Genomic DNA, 18,009 nt, shown 5'->3' with positions numbered 1-18,009 from the left:
CTAAATCAGGTAAGAAAGGCCAACGGTCAGGCCGAAGGCAACGACCGAGATCAACGTCTCGAGCACGGTCCAGGTCTTGAAGGTTTGGGCAACGGTCATGTTGAAGTATTCCTTGATCAACCAGAAACCGCCGTCATTGACGTGGGAAAAGATAACCGACCCGGCGCCAGTCGCCAGCACCAGTAGCTCCGGATGGGGATAACCCAGACCAATGGCCACTGGCGCGACCACGCCTGAAGCGGTGGTCATGGCCACAGTGGCAGAACCGGTGGCGATGCGCATCAACGCGGCAAACAGCCAGCCCATCAACAGCGGCGACAGATGGAACTCGTGGGCCAGGCCGACGATCTGGTCGGTGACGCCGGCGTCCACCAGAATCCGGTTCAAGCCACCACCAGCGCCGACCAGCAACGTGATGCTCGCGGTCGGCGCCAGACATTCGTTGGTGAACTTGAGGATCGACTCGCGGTTGAAGCCCTGGGCCAGGCCGAGGGTCCAGAAGCTCAGCAATGTGGCCAGCAACAGCGCGATCACCGAGTTGCCGATGAACAGCAGGAACTGGTTGAAGCCACTGCCCGGCGTGGAAATCAGATTGGCCCAACCGCCGATCAGCATCAGCACCACCGGCAACAAAATGGTCGCCATGGTGATGCCGAAACCCGGCAGGCTGTCGCGCGGCTCACGTTCAAGAAACTGTCGTTCCAGCGGGTTTTCCGCCGGCAACTGAATACGCGGCACGATGAATTTGGCGTACAGGGGACCGGCGATGATCGCGGTCGGAATGCCGATCAGGATCGCGTACATCAAGGTCTGCCCCACCGACGCCTGATACACCTGCACCGCCAGCATCGCCGCCGGGTGCGGCGGCACCAGCGCATGCACCACCGAAAGCCCGGCGACCATCGGCAAGCCGACCATCAGGATCGAGACGCCCACGCGCCGCGCCACGGTAAAGGCAATCGGCACCAGCAAGACGAAACCGACTTCGAAGAACAGCGGCAGCCCCACCAGAAACGCGATGCACACCATCGCCCAATGCGCATTCTTCTCGCCAAAGCGGTCGATCAGCGTACGGGCCATCTGCTCGGCGCCACCGGACTCGGCCATCATCTTGCCGAGCATGGTGCCCAGCGCCACCACCAGCGCGATGTGCCCCAGGGTCTTGCCGACACCCGCCTCGTACGCCCCCACCACACCCGACGGCGGCATCCCGGCGACCAGCGCCAGGCCAAGGGAAATCAGGGTGATGACAATGAACGGATTGAGCCGGTAACGGGCGATCAGAACGATCAGTGCAATGATGGCAACAGCGGCATACACCAGCAGCCAATAGCCGAAGGACGGGGTCATGCGGTACTCCTCGAGAGGGTCACGTCGAAATATTTGTGAAACTCTTAAAACATTTCGGCGGGTGATTTTCAAACGAGGTGAAAGTAATTTTCGTGCAGAGGTAAGGCGCGTCGTACAGAGGTATGAGTTGTCGCAAATAATGAAAATCAGGCAGGCGGATTTTCATCGCGCCTGCCTGATTGATTTCAGTCGTGCTGCATCCGGGCGCGCTTGAGCAATTTCTTGCAACGCTCGGACAAATGCTGCACCCGCAGGTGCTTGCCAGCCTTGGCATAGCGCTCGCGCAAGGTGCCCAGCGCGGCGATGGCCGAGTAGTCGACAAAGCTCAGGTGCTGGCAATCAAGTGTCACTTGCGCCGGGTCATTGGCCGGATCGAACTGATTGAGAAAGGGTGCGGTCGAGGCGAAGAACAGCGTGCCATGCACCCGGTACAGCTTGCTGCCGTCAGTTTCCAGATGACTGTCGGCATACAACTGTCGGGCCTGCTGCCAGGCAAAGTTCAGTGCCGCGATGATGATCCCGCAGAGCACCGCCATTGCCAAGTCGGTGAAAACGGTAATCACCGTCACCGCGATGATCACCAGCACGTCGTTCAACGGCACCTTGTTCAGCACCCGCAACGAGGCCCAGGCGAAGGTCTGTTGCGACACCACGAACATCACCCCTACCAGCGCGGCCAGCGGGATGCGCTCGATCAGCGGAGACAGAAACAGGATGAACAACAGGATCGACACCCCGGCCACCACACCGGACAAACGCCCGCGCCCGCCGGAACTGAGGTTGATCATAGTCTGGCCGATCATCGCGCAACCGCCCATGCCGCCGAGCGCACCGGACACCACATTCGCCGCCCCCAGCGCCACGCACTCGCGATCCGGGTAGCCACGGCTTTCGGTGATTTCGTCGGTGAGGTTCAGGGTCAACAGGGTTTCCAGCAACCCGACCATCGCCATAAGGATCGCGTAGGGCGCGATGATGCGCAGGGTGTCCAGGTTCCACGCAATGTCCGGCAGCGCCAGCGTGGGCAAGCCACCGGCAATGTGCGCCATATCGCCCAGGGTGCGGGTCGGCAGGCCAAGCAGATACACCGCCAGGCCCACGCCGAGAATCGCCACCAGCGCCGGCGGCACCGTACGGGTCAGGCGCGGCAGCACATAGACAACCGTCATGGTCACCGCGACCAGCCCGATCATCATGTACAGCGGCGTACCGCTCAACCAGGCCTCCCCGCTCTTGAAGTGCTCCAGTTGCGCCAGGGCAATGATGATCGCCAGGCCGTTGACGAAGCCGAGCATCACCGGGTGCGGCACCATGCGCACCAGTTTGCCGAGTTTGAGCAGCCCGAACGCCATCATGATCAACCCGCCCAGCAACACCGTGGCCAGCAGATACTGCACGCCGTGTTGCACCACCAGCGCGACGATCACCACGGCCATCGAGCCGGCCGCGCCGGACACCATGCCCGGTCGCCCGCCGAACAGCGCGGTCAGGGTGCAGATGATGAACGCGCCGTAGAGCCCCATCAGCGGATTGAGATGAGCCACCAGCGCGAAAGCGATGCACTCGGGCAACAGGGCGAAGGACGTGGTAAGTCCGGCCAGTACATCGGCGCGTAGACGTTTTGCTTTCATGGGGAACCGCACACAGGGAGAGACGAAAAAGAGTGTGCGGATGTTACGGAATCGAGGGCCGACCGGCCAGTTAATGGGCTGCTGAAAACGTCATCGCGGGCAAGCCACGCTCCCACAGGTTTTGTGTCGTTCACGAAATGAGCGAACAACACAGTACCTGTGGGAGCGTGGCTTGCCCGCGATGAACGATGACGCGGTTTTAAGCGAACTCAAACCATCTCGTCGAGAATCCACTCCACTACCGACGTGCGCTTCGGCACCCAGCCCAACAACTCCCGAGCATGCTTACCGCGCACCCGACTGTTGGAACCCAAACCATAATTGGCCATTTCATAGCCCCACTCGGCTTCCGCGTCATTGAGCGCCCAGTCCTGCGGCTTGCCCAGATTCAGCGCCTGGGCCATGGCGGTGGTCATGTCGATGAACGACGCTTCACCGCTTTCGACGAAGTAGAAGGTGCCCGGTACGTTTTCAGTCAGCGCCAGCAGGTACAGTGCAACCACGTCCTCGATGTGCACATTGGACCAGATGTTCTGGCCCGGGCCGACATGACGCACCACACCGCTTTTGCGCGCCTGTTTGAGCAGGCGCGGCAACTGCACGCTGTCGCGATGGACGCCCAGGCTATGACCGTAGATCAGCGTGTTGCAGATCACCGCCGAGTTCACCCCGTCCATGGCCGCCGCCAGGATCAGGTTGTCGATGGCCACGCGCGCCGCCTTGTCGACTGTCGGTTTCGGCAGGTTGTCTTCGAAGTAGATGACATCACTGGATTTACCGCCCGAGGCATCACCGACGATGCTCGAACCGCTGGTGTGCAGGAACACTTTGCCAGCACCGCGCAAGGCATCGAGCAAGGCTTCCACCGCGCCACGATGATCGCTGCTGGCGGCGTTGATCACCGCGTCCGCAGCCAGTGCCTGATCGGCCAACAGGTCGTTGTCGTCCAGACTGCCCACCACCGCAGAAATGCCCAGTGCGCGCAGTTCATCGGCTTGTTCGGCGCTGCGCACCAGACCGGTGACGTTGTGGCCGGCCTGGACCAGGCCCGTGGCGATGGAACCGCCGATAAAACCGGCGGCACCGGTAACGAATACATTCATGGATAAACTCCCTGCGTTGATCAGTGATGCAAGGAGTATCAAGGAGCGATCACTGCCGAAAAATGCCCTCTAACCCAATTCACTTTTGCGCAGGAATCACGAATCAGCCCTTGAAGTCTGCGCTCGCATAATCCACCAACTTGCCCTGGATAAAGTCCAGGAAGCATTGAATCCGCAGGGCCAGTTGCGAGTTACGGTAGTACACCGCGTTGATCGGCTGGCGATAACCGCTGTTGAATTCGGCCAGCAACACTTTCAAGCGCCCGGCACGAATGTCTTCGATGGTCATGAAATGCGACAGGCTGGCGATGCCCTGGCCGTCCAGTGCGAGATGGCGGATGGTCTCGCCGCTCGATGCGCTGATCGACGCCTGGATCGGCCAGCGATCGCCATGCACATAACGCAGCGGCCATTGGTTGAGGCCTTCGTTCTGGGTGAACCCCAGCAGCGTATGGTGGGCCAGGTCAGCCACCGCTTGCGGTGTGCCGTGCTTTTCCAGGTAGGCCGGGCTGGCGACGATGTGCAGCGGGCTGCAACCCAGGGAGCGGGCATGCAGCGTCGAGTCGGTCAGGGTGCCGATGCGGATGGCGATGTCGGTGCTCTGTTCCAGCAGGTCGATGATCAAATCGTTGCTGTTGAGTTCGAGCTGGATGTCGGGGTACAGCCGGCGGAATTCATCGATGTAAGGCACGATGGCGTGCAGCATGAAAGGTGATGCCGCGTTGATCCGCAGCCGCCCGGACGGTGTTTGCTGGCGCGAGGACAGGCGCTCTTCGAGCTCATCCATCTGATCGAGAATCCGCTTGGCGTGTTCGAAGAAATACTTGCCCTCTTCGGTCAGGTCCATGCGCCGCGTGGTGCGATTGATCAAGGTGGTGTCGAGCTTGGCCTCCAGCCGCGACAGCGTACGACTGACCGCCGAAGGCGTTTGCCCGACCTGCTCGGCCGCCGCAGAAATCGACCCACATTCAATCACGCAGACGAAAACCTGTAATTCATCGGATCTGGCTTTCACGTGTGTCCCTTATCGATAGTCCTGACCGGTTCTTGCGAGCTGAGAAGAACCCTTGTGGCGAGGGAGCTTGCTCCCGCTCGGCGGCGAAGCCGTCGTAAATGGTTTGACGCGGACAACTTGAACCACCGCGCAGGCTGGTTTTGGGTCCGCTGCGCGCACCAGCGGGAGCAAGCTCCCTCGCCACAAGAGTGCGCACACAAACTCAGGCTTTCGATACTAGCTGACAGTTACGCCTTCAGGCCAAACACCTCAGCCAAATGCTGCTCATATCGCGCCACATCACCTTCGATGTTCGGGCGCTTCATCACGTCCACGCACAGGAACGTCGGCAAACCGGTCATGCCCAGGAACTCGTTGGCCTTGTGGAACGGGAAGTACACCGCGTCCACGCCCTTGGCTTCGAAGAAATCGCTCGGGTCGTCGAAGGCTTGCTGCGGAGCGTTCCAGGTCAGCGACAGCATGTATTGCTTGCCGTGAATCAGACCGCCGCTGCCGTACTTCTGCGACGCGTCCGAACGGGTGCGACCGTCGCTGGCATAGAGGCTGCCATGGCCTTCGGTGAAGACTTCATCGATGTACTTTTTCACGGTCCACGGCGCGCCCATCCACCAGCCGGGCATCTGGTAGATGATCACGTCGGCCCAGAGGAACTTGGTCACTTCTTCGGCGATGTCGTAACCCTCGTCGATGAAGGTGGTTTTCACATCCATACCGCCACGATCCAGCACGCTCAGCGCGGCTTCATGCAGGGTGGCGTTGTAGCGGCCGTCGGAGTGCGCAAATTTTTTGCCGCCATTGAGCAACAGGACTTTTTTCATGGGAGGTCTCGGGAAGGTCGGGAATCGGATGGCGGCAGAGTACCGATCGACCTCGCGCGGAGTAAGCGTCGATTCGGCAAAATTCATTTGACCTACAAGCACGAATCAACAGGAGATTGTTGCCTTAGACTGGCGCCAGTTCTGACTTGAGGAGAGATGTAGATGAATGAAATCCAGGGCTTCATCCTGCACGCCAAGACCCGCCCGGAAAAATCCGATGCCTTCGAAGCGTTTTTCAGCGGCTATGTGCAAGCGAGCCGAGCCGAACCCGGTTGCATCGAATACCACATGTTGCGCGACAAACAGGACCCGACCCTGTTCATCTTCTACGAGATCTGGCAATCCCAGGCCCACCTCGACGTGCACTCGAACCTGCCACACATGAAGCAGTTTCTCGCGCAGCGTGATGAATACCTGGAACGGGACTTCGAGATCCGCGCCATCGAGATGATCAGCCCGTCGTCCGCTAGCCGCTGATCAGCAAATGGCCGCCGAGCACACCCAGGCCAACGAAGAACACGCGCTTGAACCACAGGGAGCTGATCCGCTGGCGCAGCGATTGCCCCAACCACATGCCGAGCATTGCCGGGATCAGCGCCAACAGCGACGCGCTCAACTCGCCCCCGCCAAGCGCGCCACGCCATAGCAAGCCACCGGCCAGCGCGAGGGTCGAGACGGTGAACGACAGGCCCAGCGCCTGTACCAGTTCGTCCTTGCTCAAACCCAGCGCTTGCAGATAAGGCACCGCCGGAATCACGAACACGCCGGTGGCCGAAGTGATGACGCCTGTCAGCACGCCACACAATGGACCGAGCCAGCGTTCGCTGCGCCGCCCCACACGCACAGTCGGCAGGAACAAACCGCTCAGCGCATACAGCAACAATGCCGCGCCCAACCCCCGCACCACCCAATGGCCACCGCTCATGCCGACCCACAGCGTGCCTGCCCCGGTGCCGAAGAAAATCGCCAGCAACATCGGCCACAGCCGTTTGACCAGCCCCGACAGATGCCCGCCGAATGCCAATTGCCAAATGTTGGTCAGGGTCGCCGGAATGATCAGCAGCGCCGCAGCCTGCGTCGGCGCCATAGCCAGACCTAGCAGCCCCATGGCAACGGTCGGCAGGCCGAGGCCGATCACGCCCTTGATCATGCCGGCCAGCACAAAGGTGCCGATAACCAGCAACGAAAGGGCCAACCCGAGATTCTGATAAAACGCTGAGAGTGTGTTCATGGAGCCATGGTGAGCCCGCGGGGGTTGATTGAAAATCTGCCATATACTGAGGCTGCCTCTTGCCCTGACAGAGGCTGAGTATTTCGCTGAAGCGACTGGCCTCTTCGCGGGCAAGCCCGCTCCTACATTTGATCGCATGCAGTCGGGAGAACCTGGTCCACTGTAGGAGCGGGCTTGCCCGCGAAGGCGCCCTTCCAGACAACATTCAACTCGGGATTGTTGTAATGCACTTCGACCTGACCGACCTGCGCCTGTACCTGAACATCCTCGACACCGGCAACATCACCGCCGGCGCCGCACGCAGTCATTTGTCCCTCGCGGCGGCCAGTGCGCGAATTCGCGCCATGGAGGCGTCGCTGGGCGTCGAGTTTCTTCAGCGCAATCGTCGCGGGGTCAGCCCGACACCGGCCGGCAATGCCCTGGCCCGACACGCCCGGGTTCTGCTGCAACAGGCCGAACGCCTGCAACAGGAGCTGGCCGAATACGCCCGGGGCGTCAAAGGTCAGGTGCGGCTGCTGTGCAATACCACGGCAATCACCGAGTACCTGCCAGAGTTGCTCGCGGACTTCCTGCACAGCCATCCCAACCTCGACATCGACCTGCAGGAACTGCCCAGTACCCGTATCACCCACGCCTTACGCCAGGGTGCGGCGGACCTCGGCATCGTTTCCGACGCGGTGGACACCGATGACCTGCAGACCCGAGCGTTCCGCGATGATCCGCTGGTGCTGATCATGCCCCGGGAACATCCCTTGGCGCAGGCAACCTCAGTGAGCTTCACCGACACCCTGCATCACGACTACGTCGGCCTGAATGCAAACAGCGCCTTGGCGGTGTATCTGGAAGAACAGGCACTGCACGCCGGCCTGCGCATGCAGATTCGCATCCGCGCCGATGGCTTCGATGGCGTGATGCGCATGGTCGCCCGGGGGGCTGGACTGGCAATCGTACCGTTGGCCGCGGTCGAACGCGGGTCAGGCGGACTGCACTTCAAAAGCCTCGCCCTGCAAGAACCCTGGGGCCAACGCAAACTGTTGCTCTGTGCCCGGGACTTCGCCGCATTACCCGGCTATGCCAAGGCCCTGCTGCACGCCTTGACTCTCCCCTGAGGAGCAGACTTTATCCTTGAGGTTTGATCTTCAAGGATAGCGATGATGGGTAAACGAATATTGGTGATTCTCGGGCATCCATCAAGCAACAGCTTCTGCGCCGCCCTTGCCGAGCGCTACACACAGTCGGCAGTGCACGCCGGGCATGAAGTGCGTCAATTGTTTCTCGGCAGCATGGATTTTGACCCGGTGCTGCGTGAAGGCTATCAGCAGGTCCAGCCGCTGGAAGACGACTTGCGTAACGCCCAGGCCGACATCCTGTGGGCCGAACAACTGACGCTGGTTTATCCGATCTGGTGGGGTGGCGTACCGGCCTTGCTCAAGGGCTTTTTCGACCGGGTGTTCTTGCCGGGTTTTGCCTTCAAATATCGCCAGGGCAAAGCCTTCCCCGACAAACTCCTGCGCGGCCGAACCGCCCACCTGCTGGTGACCATGGACACACCGCCCTGGTACTACCGATGGATCTACCGCATGCCCGGCTTGCACCAGGTCCGTAAGACCACGCTGGAATTCTGTGGCATCAAGCCAACCCGAACCCTCACCTTCGGGCCAATTCTCGGCGCCAGCGCAGACCGGCATGCGGCCTGGTTACGCCAAGCCGAAGCTATCGCCAGCGGATGAGTCGGTCGATAATGCACCGAGCTTTATCCTCGGAGAAAAGGACCTTCCCATGTACATCGGCCAAGCCGCGCAGCGCTCCGGAACCACTGTCAAAAGCATCCGTCACTACGAGTCGATTGGCCTGCTGCCTGCCGCTCGCCGCCTGGGCAAGTACCGCATCTATGACCAGCACAGCGTTGAACTGCTGATGTTCATCAAATGTGCCCAGCAACTGGGTTTCAGACTCAAGGAATTGCAGCCGATCTTCGCCGGCCATCAGGGCCCGCAGTTGCCATGGGAGCAGGCACACCAGGTCATCGCCAGCAAAAAACAGGAAATCGCTGAGCGGATAGCGGCGCTGTCGCAACAGCACTCGCAACTGGTCGAGTTCGAGAACGGCCTCGAACAATCCAGGCTCGACTGCCCGCTGACCCGTATTTGAGGGCCGTGCGTTTCTGGACAGCTCAGTGTCGAGCACAGACAACTGATGGTTGGACAGGCGCTATAGGGTGCGACTTCAGTTCTTGAGCCCACTGCCCGGAGTCATCATGACCGCACCGATTACCGTTCTTCGCGACACCCACCCGCTGCCTGTGCTCGACGCCTGCAAATGGGAAAAACTCGAAGGCGACCCGCACACCGTCAACCTCAATGCCTACACGAGCGAAGACGGCAGCAAGATCATGGGCACCTGGATCTGCACACCAGGCAAGTGGTACGTGGAATATGTGAAGTGGGAGTATTGCCATTTCCAGGAGGGCTACTGCGTCATCACCCCGGAAGGCATGGCGCCGATCCACCTGCGCGCCGGCGACATTTTCGTCGTTGAGCCGGGGATGAAAGGCACCTGGGAAGTGGTGGAAACCGTGCGCAAATATTTCGTGTTTGCCTGATACAAAAAAACCGGGGGATCACCCGACGTGATCTCCCGGTAAATATCTTTGGGTACATTCAATCCCTGTAGGAGCGAGCTTGCTCGCGATAAACCTGAGACCACCAAGGGGTGTCAGGCTTGCCGCGTAATCGTTGCAGAACATCGCGAGCAAGCTCGCTCCTACAACGGTTTGCGATAGCTGTTGATGATCGCCGAGAAGTCATTCCCCCCTTCCCCACGCAAACTCATCGCCTGATACAACTGCTGGGCCACCGCGCCGAGTACCACCGGCTGGTGCGCCTGACGCGCCGCTTCGGTTGCCAGCCCCAGATCCTTGAGCATCAGTTCGGCCCCAAAGCCGCCGGTGTAACCGCGCGACGCCGGTGCTGTTTCAACGATGCCCGGCCATGGGTTGTACATCTCCGAGCTCCAGCAACGCCCGGTGGAACTGTTGATGATACCCGCCAGCACCTTGGTGTCGATGCCCAGGGCATCGCCCAATGCCATGGCTTCGCTGACGCCAACCATGGAAATCCCCAGCAGCAGGTTGTTGCAGATTTTAGCGATTTGCCCGGTGCCGACCTCACCACAATGGACGATGTTGCGGCCCATTTGCGCCAGTACCGGTTGCAGGGTGGCGAACAGTTCGGGGGTGGCGCCGACCATGAAGGTCAGCGTCCCGGCGGCTGCACCACCGGTGCCGCCAGAGACCGGTGCATCGGCCATGGCCACGCCCTGTTTGGCAGCGGCGGCGGCTACGTCCCGCGCGGTCTGCGGATCGATGGTGCTGCAATCCACGGCCGGTACACCTTTGCCGATACCGGCGAGCACGCCGTCTTCACCCAGCCACACACTGCGTACATGCACCGCAGCAGGCAGCATGGTGATGACCAGTTCGGCGCCTTCTGCCGCTTCACGGGCCGATGCACTGATGCTGCCGCCCAGCTGTTCCAGTTCCGCCAGCACGGCTTTGTTCAGGTCCACCAGGCGCAGTGCATGGCCGGCCTTGATCAGGTTGCGCGCCATCGGCGCACCCATGTTGCCCAGACCGATAAAAGCGATTTTCATGTCCGGCTCCTTAACGCAGGTTGATGGTGGTGTTCACACCGTCGTTGACGCTGTCGTCATCGAACCAGCGACTGGTGACGGTCTTGGTCTGAGTGTAGAACTGCACCACTTGCTTGCCGTACGGGCCGAGGTCGCCGAGCTTGGAACCGCGCGAACCGGTGAAGCTGAAGAATGGGACCGGCACCGGAATCGGGATGTTGATGCCGACCTGGCCGACGTCGATTTCGTTCTGGAATTTACGCGCCGCCGCGCCGCTCTGGGTGAACAGGCCCGTGCCGTTGCCGAACGGGTTGGCGTTGACCAGGGCGATGGCCTCGTCGAGCGTCTTGACTTCCAGCACCACCAGCACCGGGCCGAAGATTTCCTGGGTGTAGATCTGCATGTCGGTGGTCACGCCGGAGAACAGGGTCGGGCCAACAAAGTTGCCCTTCTCGTAACCGGGAACCGTGATCTCGCGACCGTCCAGCTCCAGTTTCGCGCCTTCCTTGATGCCGCTCTCGATCAGATCGAGAATCCGCGCCTTGGCCTTTTTCGAGATCACCGGGCCGACATCGGTACCCGGCTCACTGCCGGCATTGACCTTGAGCTTCTGCGCCAGCGCCTTGAGATCCGGCAGCCACTGCTTGGCCGCACCCACCAGTACCACCACCGAAGTGGCCATGCAGCGTTGGCCGGCAGCACCGAAACCGGCACCCACCAGCGCATTCAGCGCTTGTTCGCGATTGGCGTCCGGCAGCACCACAGCGTGGTTCTTGGCGCCCATCATCGATTGCACACGCTTGCCGTGTTTGCCGGCCAGGTCATAGACATGAGTACCGACGGCGGTTGAACCGACGAAGGAAACCGCCTTGATGTCCTTGTGGGTGCAGAGCCCGTCCACCACGTCCTTGCCGCCATGCACGACGTTGAGCACGCCGGCCGGAATACCCGCTTCAATCGCCAGTTCCACCAACAACATGGTCGACATCGGGTCCTGTTCGGATGGCTTGAGTACGAAGGTGTTGCCGCAGGCGATGGCCATCGGGAACATCCACAGCGGAATCATCGCCGGGAAGTTGAACGGGGTAATGCCGGCGCACACGCCGATTGGCTGGCGCAGGGTGTAGGTGTCGACGCCACCGGCGACGTTTTCAGCGAATTCGCCCATTTGCAGGCTGCCGATGGAGCAGGCGTGCTCGACCACTTCCAGCCCACGGAAAATGTCGCCTTCGGCGTCAGCAATGGTCTTGCCCTGCTCGGCGCTGAGGACTGCGGCGATGCGTTTGGAATGCTCGCGAATCAGCGCCTGGAGCTTGAGCATGATGCGCATGCGGGCGCCGATCGGGGTCAGCTTCCAGGTCTGGAAAGCACGATGAGCGGCACTGATGGCAGCATCGACTTCTTCGGCGGTGGCAAACGGCACTTTGGCCAGCACTTGCTGGGTCGCCGGGTTGATGATGTCGTGCCATTCGGTGGTCTTGGATTCGACCCACTCGCCGTCGATCAACAGTTTGACCTTTTGCACGGTGGTTTCGTTGGGCGTGAGCGATGCGTTCATGTGGGTCTCCAGATCTTTGTTTTTATCGTGGGAGCCAAGGCGAGAGAGTCGCCTTGAGATGAGGCGTGTGTCGCGAATTGGTTGTCGGACTGTTTTTGGAGTATAGATGTGCAAACTTATAATATGAACGCACATAAAAACCGGTCCAACATGCAAAAAAACATCACCTCCCTCGGTTCGCTGAACTGGGATGACCTCAAGTTTTTCCTCGAAGTCGCCCGCACCCGCAAGGCCAGCACCGCGGCCAAGCGCCTGGCGGTGGACTACACCACGGTGTCGCGGCGCATCAGTTCCCTGGAAACGGCGTTGGGTACTTTGCTGTTCGAGAAATCCCGGACCAATGGCTTTATCCTGACCGCCGAAGGCCAGCGGTTGATGGGGTATGCCGAGTCGATCGAAAGTACCTTGCACATGGCGTGCGAGCAGGTTTCCGGGTCCGGCGTGGCACTGTCCGGTCATGTGCGCATGGGCTGCACCGAAGGCTTCGGCAGCTTTTTCATCACGCCGCAGCTGAGCCACTTCGTCGACACCTATCCGGCCATTTCGGTGGATATCCTGCCGCTGCCGCACTTCATCAGCCTGTCCAAGCGCGAGGCCGACATCGTCATCGCCCTGGAGCGTCCCGAGCATGGCCCGTACGTCTGCTGCAAACTGTGCGACTACCGACTGCAGCTGTACGCGACCCAGGATTATCTGGACAACCACCCGCCGATCCGCCGCCCGGCAGACTTGGCGAAACATTCGTTTATCAGTTACGTCGACGACCTGGCGTTCAGTTCGGAGCTGTTGTACCTGGCCAACGTATTGCCCGGTGCCAGTGCCAACCTGCGCAGCACCAGCGTGATCGCGCAGTTCGTGGCCGCGCAGCAAGGACGCTCACTGGCGATCCTGCCGTGCTTCCTCGCCACTCAGGACCCGCGCCTGCTGCCGGTGTTGCCGCAGGAAATCAATATCACCCGACAATTCTGGATGTATTGCCGCGAAGACCTGCGCAAGCTCAAGCGGATCACCCTGTTGTGGGATTACATCCGCCAGGTGACCGAGCAGAATCAGGGTCTGCTGATGGGCGAAAGCCGGGAGATGCTGTTTGCCGAGGCATGAATCTTCAAGGAATCAGGTAGGGGCATCGTAACGAGGTCAACAGACCGTTGCCAAGGGTTTGTGTCAGGGTTTGATACACGACTTGTAACACCTCGACGTTGACATTCAGAGACGCACAGGCATGGGATAAAGACTACGCAAGGGTCGCAAGGCGGGGATGCCTGCACATATCCGTACTGAGGTGATCATTCAGATTTTTCTGCCAGACTCTCAAGGAGTCCTATGCTGTCACAGTGCAGTCGAAGGGGCAGATTGGCAGCGAAATTATAGGTTGAGGCCCTGCCATTGATTCCGCATCCCCTTACCTAAACATAGCTTTGATGAAGGACTTCATCGTGGACCAAATTTCAATCTCGGATTGGCTAATCATTTTGGCAACACTGCTCAGCCCATTCATTGCAGTTCAGGCGACACGATACCTTGACGACCGCAACGAGGTTCGGGGACGCAAGCTCAGCATTTTCAAAACTCTCATGGCAACTCGGGCGTATGTGATCTCTTGGGCCCATGTCGAAGCACTGAACCGAATCGACCTTGAGTTTATGAAGGCACACAAGAAAGAAAAAGCCGTAGTTGAAGCGTGGAAGGAGTATCACGACCTTCTGAATAACGACAAGCTATCTCAGGAACAATGGGAATCCAAAAGGGTAGATTTGTTGGTTAATTTGCTACATAAAATGGCCATCGTTCTTGACTACGACTTCGATAAGACGCACATCAAAAATTCTTCGTATGCACCGCGCTATCACTCGGATACTGAAAATGAACAGGCCGCAATTCGTAGAGGCCTAATCCAAGTGCTGGCAGGTGACCGTGTAGTGCCAATGCGGGTAACAAATCTGCCCGATCAGAATGCTTAGACCTTTACCTATGCACCGGCCCTAAGACGCCCTAATAAGGAATATTGAATCTACGATGGAAAATCACTATGCCCGACTTAAGATATAACTCAATCGAGTGGCGAAAGAGAAAACTTATGGAAGGGGGTCTAGATGGCCATCGAAATTACCTACACAGCAGTGTGTCGTAATAACGGGTTGATCATTTTTGATGCGCTTTCAAAGGGTGAAGGTCAGTCGGGGCGTCGACTACACGAAGATGTTACCGACTTCGCCAACAGCATCGGACGATACAACTACTGCACACGCTATGTAATCAAAGATAGGGTTATGCTGGTAGCTCACTTGAAAGCTATGGAGAGCGAGTGCAGAGCAGGCGTACTGTTACCGGCTTTACATTTTGAATGCCATGGGGATGACGAGAAAGGCTTGTGGCTGTCAGCCAGTAATGAGTACATACCGTGGCCTGACTTAGCAGTCCTCATAGCTCCCCTTAATGCCGCCACCCGGAATAATATTGCTGTAGTGCTTGCATCGTGTCATGGTTTTACACTGTGGAGGTCAGTGAACTTCAAAACACCTTGCCCCTTCCACTTCATGATTGCACCCAACCAAGAGATTAGTGTAGGCGCCATTCACGACTCTCTTCTTCCATTCTATAAAGAAGTCATATCAACTGGCGAACTGAGCACCGCACTTACACACCTTGATAGTAAATTTCAACGCTTCATTGCAGGTGAATGGTTTTATTCAACAATCGCTTCCTACTACACCCATAACTACAGCTTGAAAGACAAGGAAGAGATTATGAATCAAATGATTGATAACGAAGTGGCAAAAGCTGGCTACTCTAATCGTCAGCTGATTAGGGCAAGCAGGGTAAAAATCAAGAAATTCCTTTCCGACCCTAAGGAGTTTTATCAAGCACTAGAAAAACTCTTCTTCCACGGGCAAATGAAAGTGCCATACGAGGAAATGAAGCGGTTTATTGAGTATCGCAAAAGCATAAAGTGAGCAAGGGACGCCGCTAGGCACCCCAAGCTTTTTACTCGACTAAAAACGGCTAGCTGTCCATCTAGATACAGGCGTCACCGAAGGACTCCATCTGGAGCTGACCGTCGAACATTTCGAGATATGACTCCTCAACATCGAAATTCTTCAAATCATTTTGTTCAACGTCATGGAAGTTATGAATAGAGCTATCTCCCAACAAAACGGGTGGCAAATTCATCTCTTGCAAGTCCATCATGCCATAATGGCCTACCGTATTGATCAAGTTCCCGAATCCTGCCACTGCCAAGTCTACAATCGTCTTGACGCGGCTCGTGCTCACTTCTTCAATAATGTTCTCAGCTTCCGCCAGTGCTGTTCTCTCATAATCTTTTTTGTAATGAACACCAAATCGCATCAGCGTAGCTATCAGCGACATTGCAAAATCCGCTACGTTGTCCAGCGCGTTTTTATCCATTCTCAAACACAGAACGTAAAACAAGACCCCGGGATCACAGTTTTCTAAGCCCCGGCGGATTGCTTTAGCTTCTGGCTTCCCATTACTCAACCCAACTACATCAAAGAAAGCTTTTATATTCTTGAGGACTGTTCTGTACACATCCTGACTGGAGTTCAGCACCACTCTCGCGATTATGGCTGATGCCCAAAAAGTAAGGCTAGCCTCCGAAGCATTGAATCGGTTTGCTACCAGATGAGCGCATACCGAATATTCGGTGAGATTCTCATTATAGAGATATGCCATTGTCTCATTTTCAAAAATTTTAGTCTGAACAGCACGCTCTCCATCATCTTGAATTCGCTTTATTAATGAGGCTGTAGCTCTCAACTCAGCAGCCATCGCACTAGTTTCAAGGAGAGAAATTGTTGAGATTGGAGAGCGAACAATGGGCTCCCAGTTTTCGTTAAAGAAGCGGATGAAAAATATAGGCCGCTCACCCGGCTTTCCGTCATAGCGGAACTCTCGACCAGCGGTTGGACTCCACTGCCAAGGTCGAGCAGTGTCAAACTCTTTGGTGACAGTAGTGTAATAATCAGGAAGTTTGATCCGTTTGAGATGTGTGTAGCACGTTCGCATCACATGAAACTTTGACTCATCTGTCATTTCGCATGTAAATGCCCTGTGGAGCATTCTAAGATGTCTCAACCCCCAAAGAGTAGAGGTCGAGTCCACAAAGTGAGTGTATTCGTGCACAGCCAAAGCTAAAGCTTTAGTCAACCGTGAGTAGGTTACCACATCGATCTTCTCTTCCGATTTCAAGTCGGCGAGCGAGATACCTTTAACAGATGGAGCCTCCAAGGAGTCAAGCATTACTATACAAGTAGTGAAATCAAACTGACCAAGAGTATCAACTTTCCGTAGAGGGTTCCAACGGGCGCTTGTCTTCTTTACCTTCTCAGCCAAAGACAGATTTTGGTTTAACATTCCTAATTTCCTAGAGCGTGTCCTACGTTGTAATTATGTGTCGGCGGCGGATTCTACCAGAGCACAAATTACGAAGAGCATTTTTCATAAGAACTAATGCCCGCCCGCCGTGGGAATGTGACTTTTGCACATAAGCTAAGATTCGGGCTAGAGTGGCTAATATGGTGCGCATAGGAGCAGTGAAATGAACGCAATGTTTGCCACAGCAGGTTATACGCTGTACATCCTGAGTTGTAACTCTGACGGTGCAGCGTGCCAAAGGATACAAGATACAGCGGTCTATGAAACGGTTGAGCAGTGCGTGGCCTACGCGCAGGAATCGACTAAGTTTATAGCCGAGCAGCAGGAGTTCCAGTTTCCCGGCCAACCACTACCCAAGCAGGGGTGGGAGTGTTACCAGATTCCCCGTAAGACTGGTGACAAACCACTGGAGGCTGGGGGTTACAAACTTAAGCTCAAACAAATGAAGTGATACAAGAGGTGGGTGGGCTATCCACACTTGAATGTGTCAGCTTAAAATGGCTGTAACCATTATAGAATACGGCTTGCAGGCGGATCGGTGGGAGTAGAACCTCTCCTATGCGCCCTTGAATGAATAACACCAATATGAATAACCACAGGTATGTGACTTAGGGGATTTATGAGTAGACTTCAGTTGGATAATGGAAGATCGGTTGAGATAAGTTTGTATCCAGATCATTGCCCGATTTGCAATGTTGGCGTTAATCCGAATTTCATAACAGCCATGACGTGTAGTAGAGAGGACGATATAGATGCGTTGTTTGTGTGCCCAAAGAATAACTGCAAGAGCATGTTTATAGCCTCATACAGGAAGACATTTCAAAGCAGTACATACTACCTTGGATCAGTACTGCCCAGCTTTCCGAAAAAAGTCAGTGTTGTAGAGGAGGTGGCTGATATATCTCCTCAGTTTGCTGAGATTTTCTCGCAAGCCAACCAAGCCGAAGCTTATGGGCTCGGAGAGATTGCAGGTGTTGGGTTTAGAAAGTCGTTAGAATATCTTGTTAAAGACTACTGCACCTTGCAGCACCCAGATAAAGAAGATGACATTAAGAAGCGACCTATAGCTCAGGTTATCGAAGGTTTTGTCGCAAATGAGAATATTAAACAATGTGCAAAGCGGGCCATCTGGCTGGGAAATGATGAAACCCACTATGTGAGAAAGTGGGTGGAAAAGGATATTAAAGACCTTAAACTGCTTTTGCAGATAACAGTGAACTGGATTCAACAAGAGGTTATTACAAAGAAGCTTCTTGAAGAAATGCAGTGATAGGGGTG

Annotated in this window: 19 protein-coding genes; 10 read left to right on the top strand and 9 right to left on the bottom strand. The window is 56.8% G+C overall.

Annotated features, from left to right (window positions below):
• The 5 genes from AC3ITY_RS03395 to mdaB form a co-directional block, all read right to left on the bottom strand.
• Positions 1-1,350 carry a GntP family permease gene (locus tag AC3ITY_RS03395; protein ID WP_413421701.1) on the bottom strand — a complete coding sequence of 450 codons (1,350 nt, stop codon included), beginning with the start codon at positions 1,348-1,350 and terminating at the stop codon, positions 1-3.
• A 185-nt stretch (positions 1,351-1,535) separates the two neighbouring features.
• A complete protein-coding gene (locus AC3ITY_RS03390; RefSeq protein ID WP_489307620.1) occupies positions 1,536-2,981 on the bottom strand; it encodes a SulP family inorganic anion transporter in 1,446 nt (481 codons plus the stop codon).
• 209 nt (positions 2,982-3,190) lie between these two features.
• Positions 3,191-4,084: an NAD-dependent epimerase/dehydratase family protein gene (locus AC3ITY_RS03385; RefSeq protein WP_489307619.1), complete on the bottom strand. Its 894-nt coding sequence runs from the start codon at positions 4,082-4,084 to the stop codon at positions 3,191-3,193.
• A 103-nt stretch (positions 4,085-4,187) separates the two neighbouring features.
• Positions 4,188-5,099 carry a LysR family transcriptional regulator gene (locus AC3ITY_RS03380; protein ID WP_223448192.1) on the bottom strand — a complete coding sequence of 304 codons (912 nt, stop codon included), beginning with the start codon at positions 5,097-5,099 and terminating at the stop codon, positions 4,188-4,190.
• A 227-nt stretch (positions 5,100-5,326) separates the two neighbouring features.
• Positions 5,327-5,917 carry an NADPH:quinone oxidoreductase MdaB gene (gene mdaB / locus AC3ITY_RS03375; protein WP_489307618.1) on the bottom strand — a complete coding sequence of 197 codons (591 nt, stop codon included), beginning with the start codon at positions 5,915-5,917 and terminating at the stop codon, positions 5,327-5,329.
• A gap of 162 nt (positions 5,918-6,079) precedes the next feature.
• Here mdaB and AC3ITY_RS03370 point away from each other — a divergent pair, with 162 nt between their 5' ends.
• A complete protein-coding gene (locus AC3ITY_RS03370) occupies positions 6,080-6,394 on the top strand; it encodes a putative quinol monooxygenase (protein WP_489307617.1) in 315 nt (104 codons plus the stop codon).
• On the opposite strand, the gene AC3ITY_RS03365 is transcribed toward AC3ITY_RS03370, so the two are convergent.
• Complete coding sequence (locus tag AC3ITY_RS03365; protein WP_489307615.1) at positions 6,384-7,148, bottom strand: sulfite exporter TauE/SafE family protein; 765 nt, start codon at positions 7,146-7,148, stop codon at positions 6,384-6,386. The two genes, AC3ITY_RS03370 and AC3ITY_RS03365, sit on opposite strands and share 11 nt — an antisense overlap.
• 224 nt (positions 7,149-7,372) lie before the next feature.
• On the opposite strand from AC3ITY_RS03365, the gene AC3ITY_RS03360 reads away from it, so the two are divergent.
• The 4 genes from AC3ITY_RS03360 to AC3ITY_RS03345 all read left to right on the top strand — a co-directional run bounded on the left by AC3ITY_RS03360 (position 7,373) and on the right by AC3ITY_RS03345 (position 9,750).
• Positions 7,373-8,257: a LysR family transcriptional regulator gene (locus AC3ITY_RS03360; RefSeq protein ID WP_489307613.1), complete on the top strand. Its 885-nt coding sequence runs from the start codon at positions 7,373-7,375 to the stop codon at positions 8,255-8,257.
• Between the two features lie 42 nt (positions 8,258-8,299).
• Positions 8,300-8,878 (top strand): NAD(P)H-dependent oxidoreductase, encoded by a 579-nt coding sequence (locus AC3ITY_RS03355; protein ID WP_489307611.1) that lies wholly within the window; start codon positions 8,300-8,302, stop codon positions 8,876-8,878.
• Positions 8,879-8,927: 49 nt separating this feature from the next.
• The gene (locus AC3ITY_RS03350; protein ID WP_489307610.1) at positions 8,928-9,299 is read left to right on the top strand and encodes a MerR family transcriptional regulator; all 372 of its coding nucleotides are present in this window, start codon (positions 8,928-8,930) and stop codon (positions 9,297-9,299) included.
• Positions 9,300-9,405: 106 nt separating this feature from the next.
• On the top strand, positions 9,406-9,750 hold the full coding sequence (locus AC3ITY_RS03345) for a cupin domain-containing protein (protein ID WP_028624747.1): 345 nt from the start codon (positions 9,406-9,408) through the stop codon (positions 9,748-9,750).
• 161 nt (positions 9,751-9,911) lie between these two features.
• On the opposite strand, the gene mmsB is transcribed toward AC3ITY_RS03345, so the two are convergent.
• Together mmsB and AC3ITY_RS03335 are read right to left on the bottom strand one after the other, a co-directional pair.
• Positions 9,912-10,799, bottom strand: coding sequence for a 3-hydroxyisobutyrate dehydrogenase (mmsB, locus tag AC3ITY_RS03340; RefSeq protein WP_429368160.1), 888 nt, complete (start codon positions 10,797-10,799; stop codon positions 9,912-9,914).
• A 10-nt stretch (positions 10,800-10,809) separates the two neighbouring features.
• Positions 10,810-12,336 carry a CoA-acylating methylmalonate-semialdehyde dehydrogenase gene (locus AC3ITY_RS03335; RefSeq protein ID WP_489307608.1) on the bottom strand — a complete coding sequence of 509 codons (1,527 nt, stop codon included), beginning with the start codon at positions 12,334-12,336 and terminating at the stop codon, positions 10,810-10,812.
• 150 nt (positions 12,337-12,486) lie between these two features.
• Between AC3ITY_RS03335 and AC3ITY_RS03330 the strand changes: the two genes are divergently transcribed.
• The 3 genes from AC3ITY_RS03330 to AC3ITY_RS03320 all read left to right on the top strand — a co-directional run bounded on the left by AC3ITY_RS03330 (position 12,487) and on the right by AC3ITY_RS03320 (position 15,290).
• The gene (locus AC3ITY_RS03330; RefSeq protein WP_489307606.1) at positions 12,487-13,437 is read left to right on the top strand and encodes a LysR family transcriptional regulator; all 951 of its coding nucleotides are present in this window, start codon (positions 12,487-12,489) and stop codon (positions 13,435-13,437) included.
• Between the two features lie 335 nt (positions 13,438-13,772).
• The gene (locus AC3ITY_RS03325) at positions 13,773-14,297 is read left to right on the top strand and encodes a DUF6680 family protein (RefSeq protein WP_489307605.1); all 525 of its coding nucleotides are present in this window, start codon (positions 13,773-13,775) and stop codon (positions 14,295-14,297) included.
• Positions 14,298-14,429: 132 nt separating this feature from the next.
• Positions 14,430-15,290 (top strand): hypothetical protein, encoded by an 861-nt coding sequence (locus AC3ITY_RS03320; protein WP_489307604.1) that lies wholly within the window; start codon positions 14,430-14,432, stop codon positions 15,288-15,290.
• A 61-nt stretch (positions 15,291-15,351) separates the two neighbouring features.
• On the opposite strand, the gene AC3ITY_RS03315 is transcribed toward AC3ITY_RS03320, so the two are convergent.
• Positions 15,352-16,710 carry a hypothetical protein gene (locus tag AC3ITY_RS03315; protein ID WP_489307602.1) on the bottom strand — a complete coding sequence of 453 codons (1,359 nt, stop codon included), beginning with the start codon at positions 16,708-16,710 and terminating at the stop codon, positions 15,352-15,354.
• Positions 16,711-16,894: 184 nt separating this feature from the next.
• On the opposite strand from AC3ITY_RS03315, the gene AC3ITY_RS03310 reads away from it, so the two are divergent.
• Positions 16,895-17,182 carry a hypothetical protein gene (locus AC3ITY_RS03310; protein WP_489307600.1) on the top strand — a complete coding sequence of 96 codons (288 nt, stop codon included), beginning with the start codon at positions 16,895-16,897 and terminating at the stop codon, positions 17,180-17,182.
• A 168-nt stretch (positions 17,183-17,350) separates the two neighbouring features.
• Entirely contained in the window at positions 17,351-18,001 is a 651-nt protein-coding gene (locus AC3ITY_RS03305) for a hypothetical protein (protein ID WP_489307599.1), read from the top strand.
• Positions 18,002-18,009 lie beyond the last annotated feature (8 nt).

Source organism: Pseudomonas sp. GL_091 (assembly GCF_057837725.1).
Note: the sequence above shows the minus strand (reverse complement) of the source record. Positions and strands in the feature narration are given on the sequence as shown.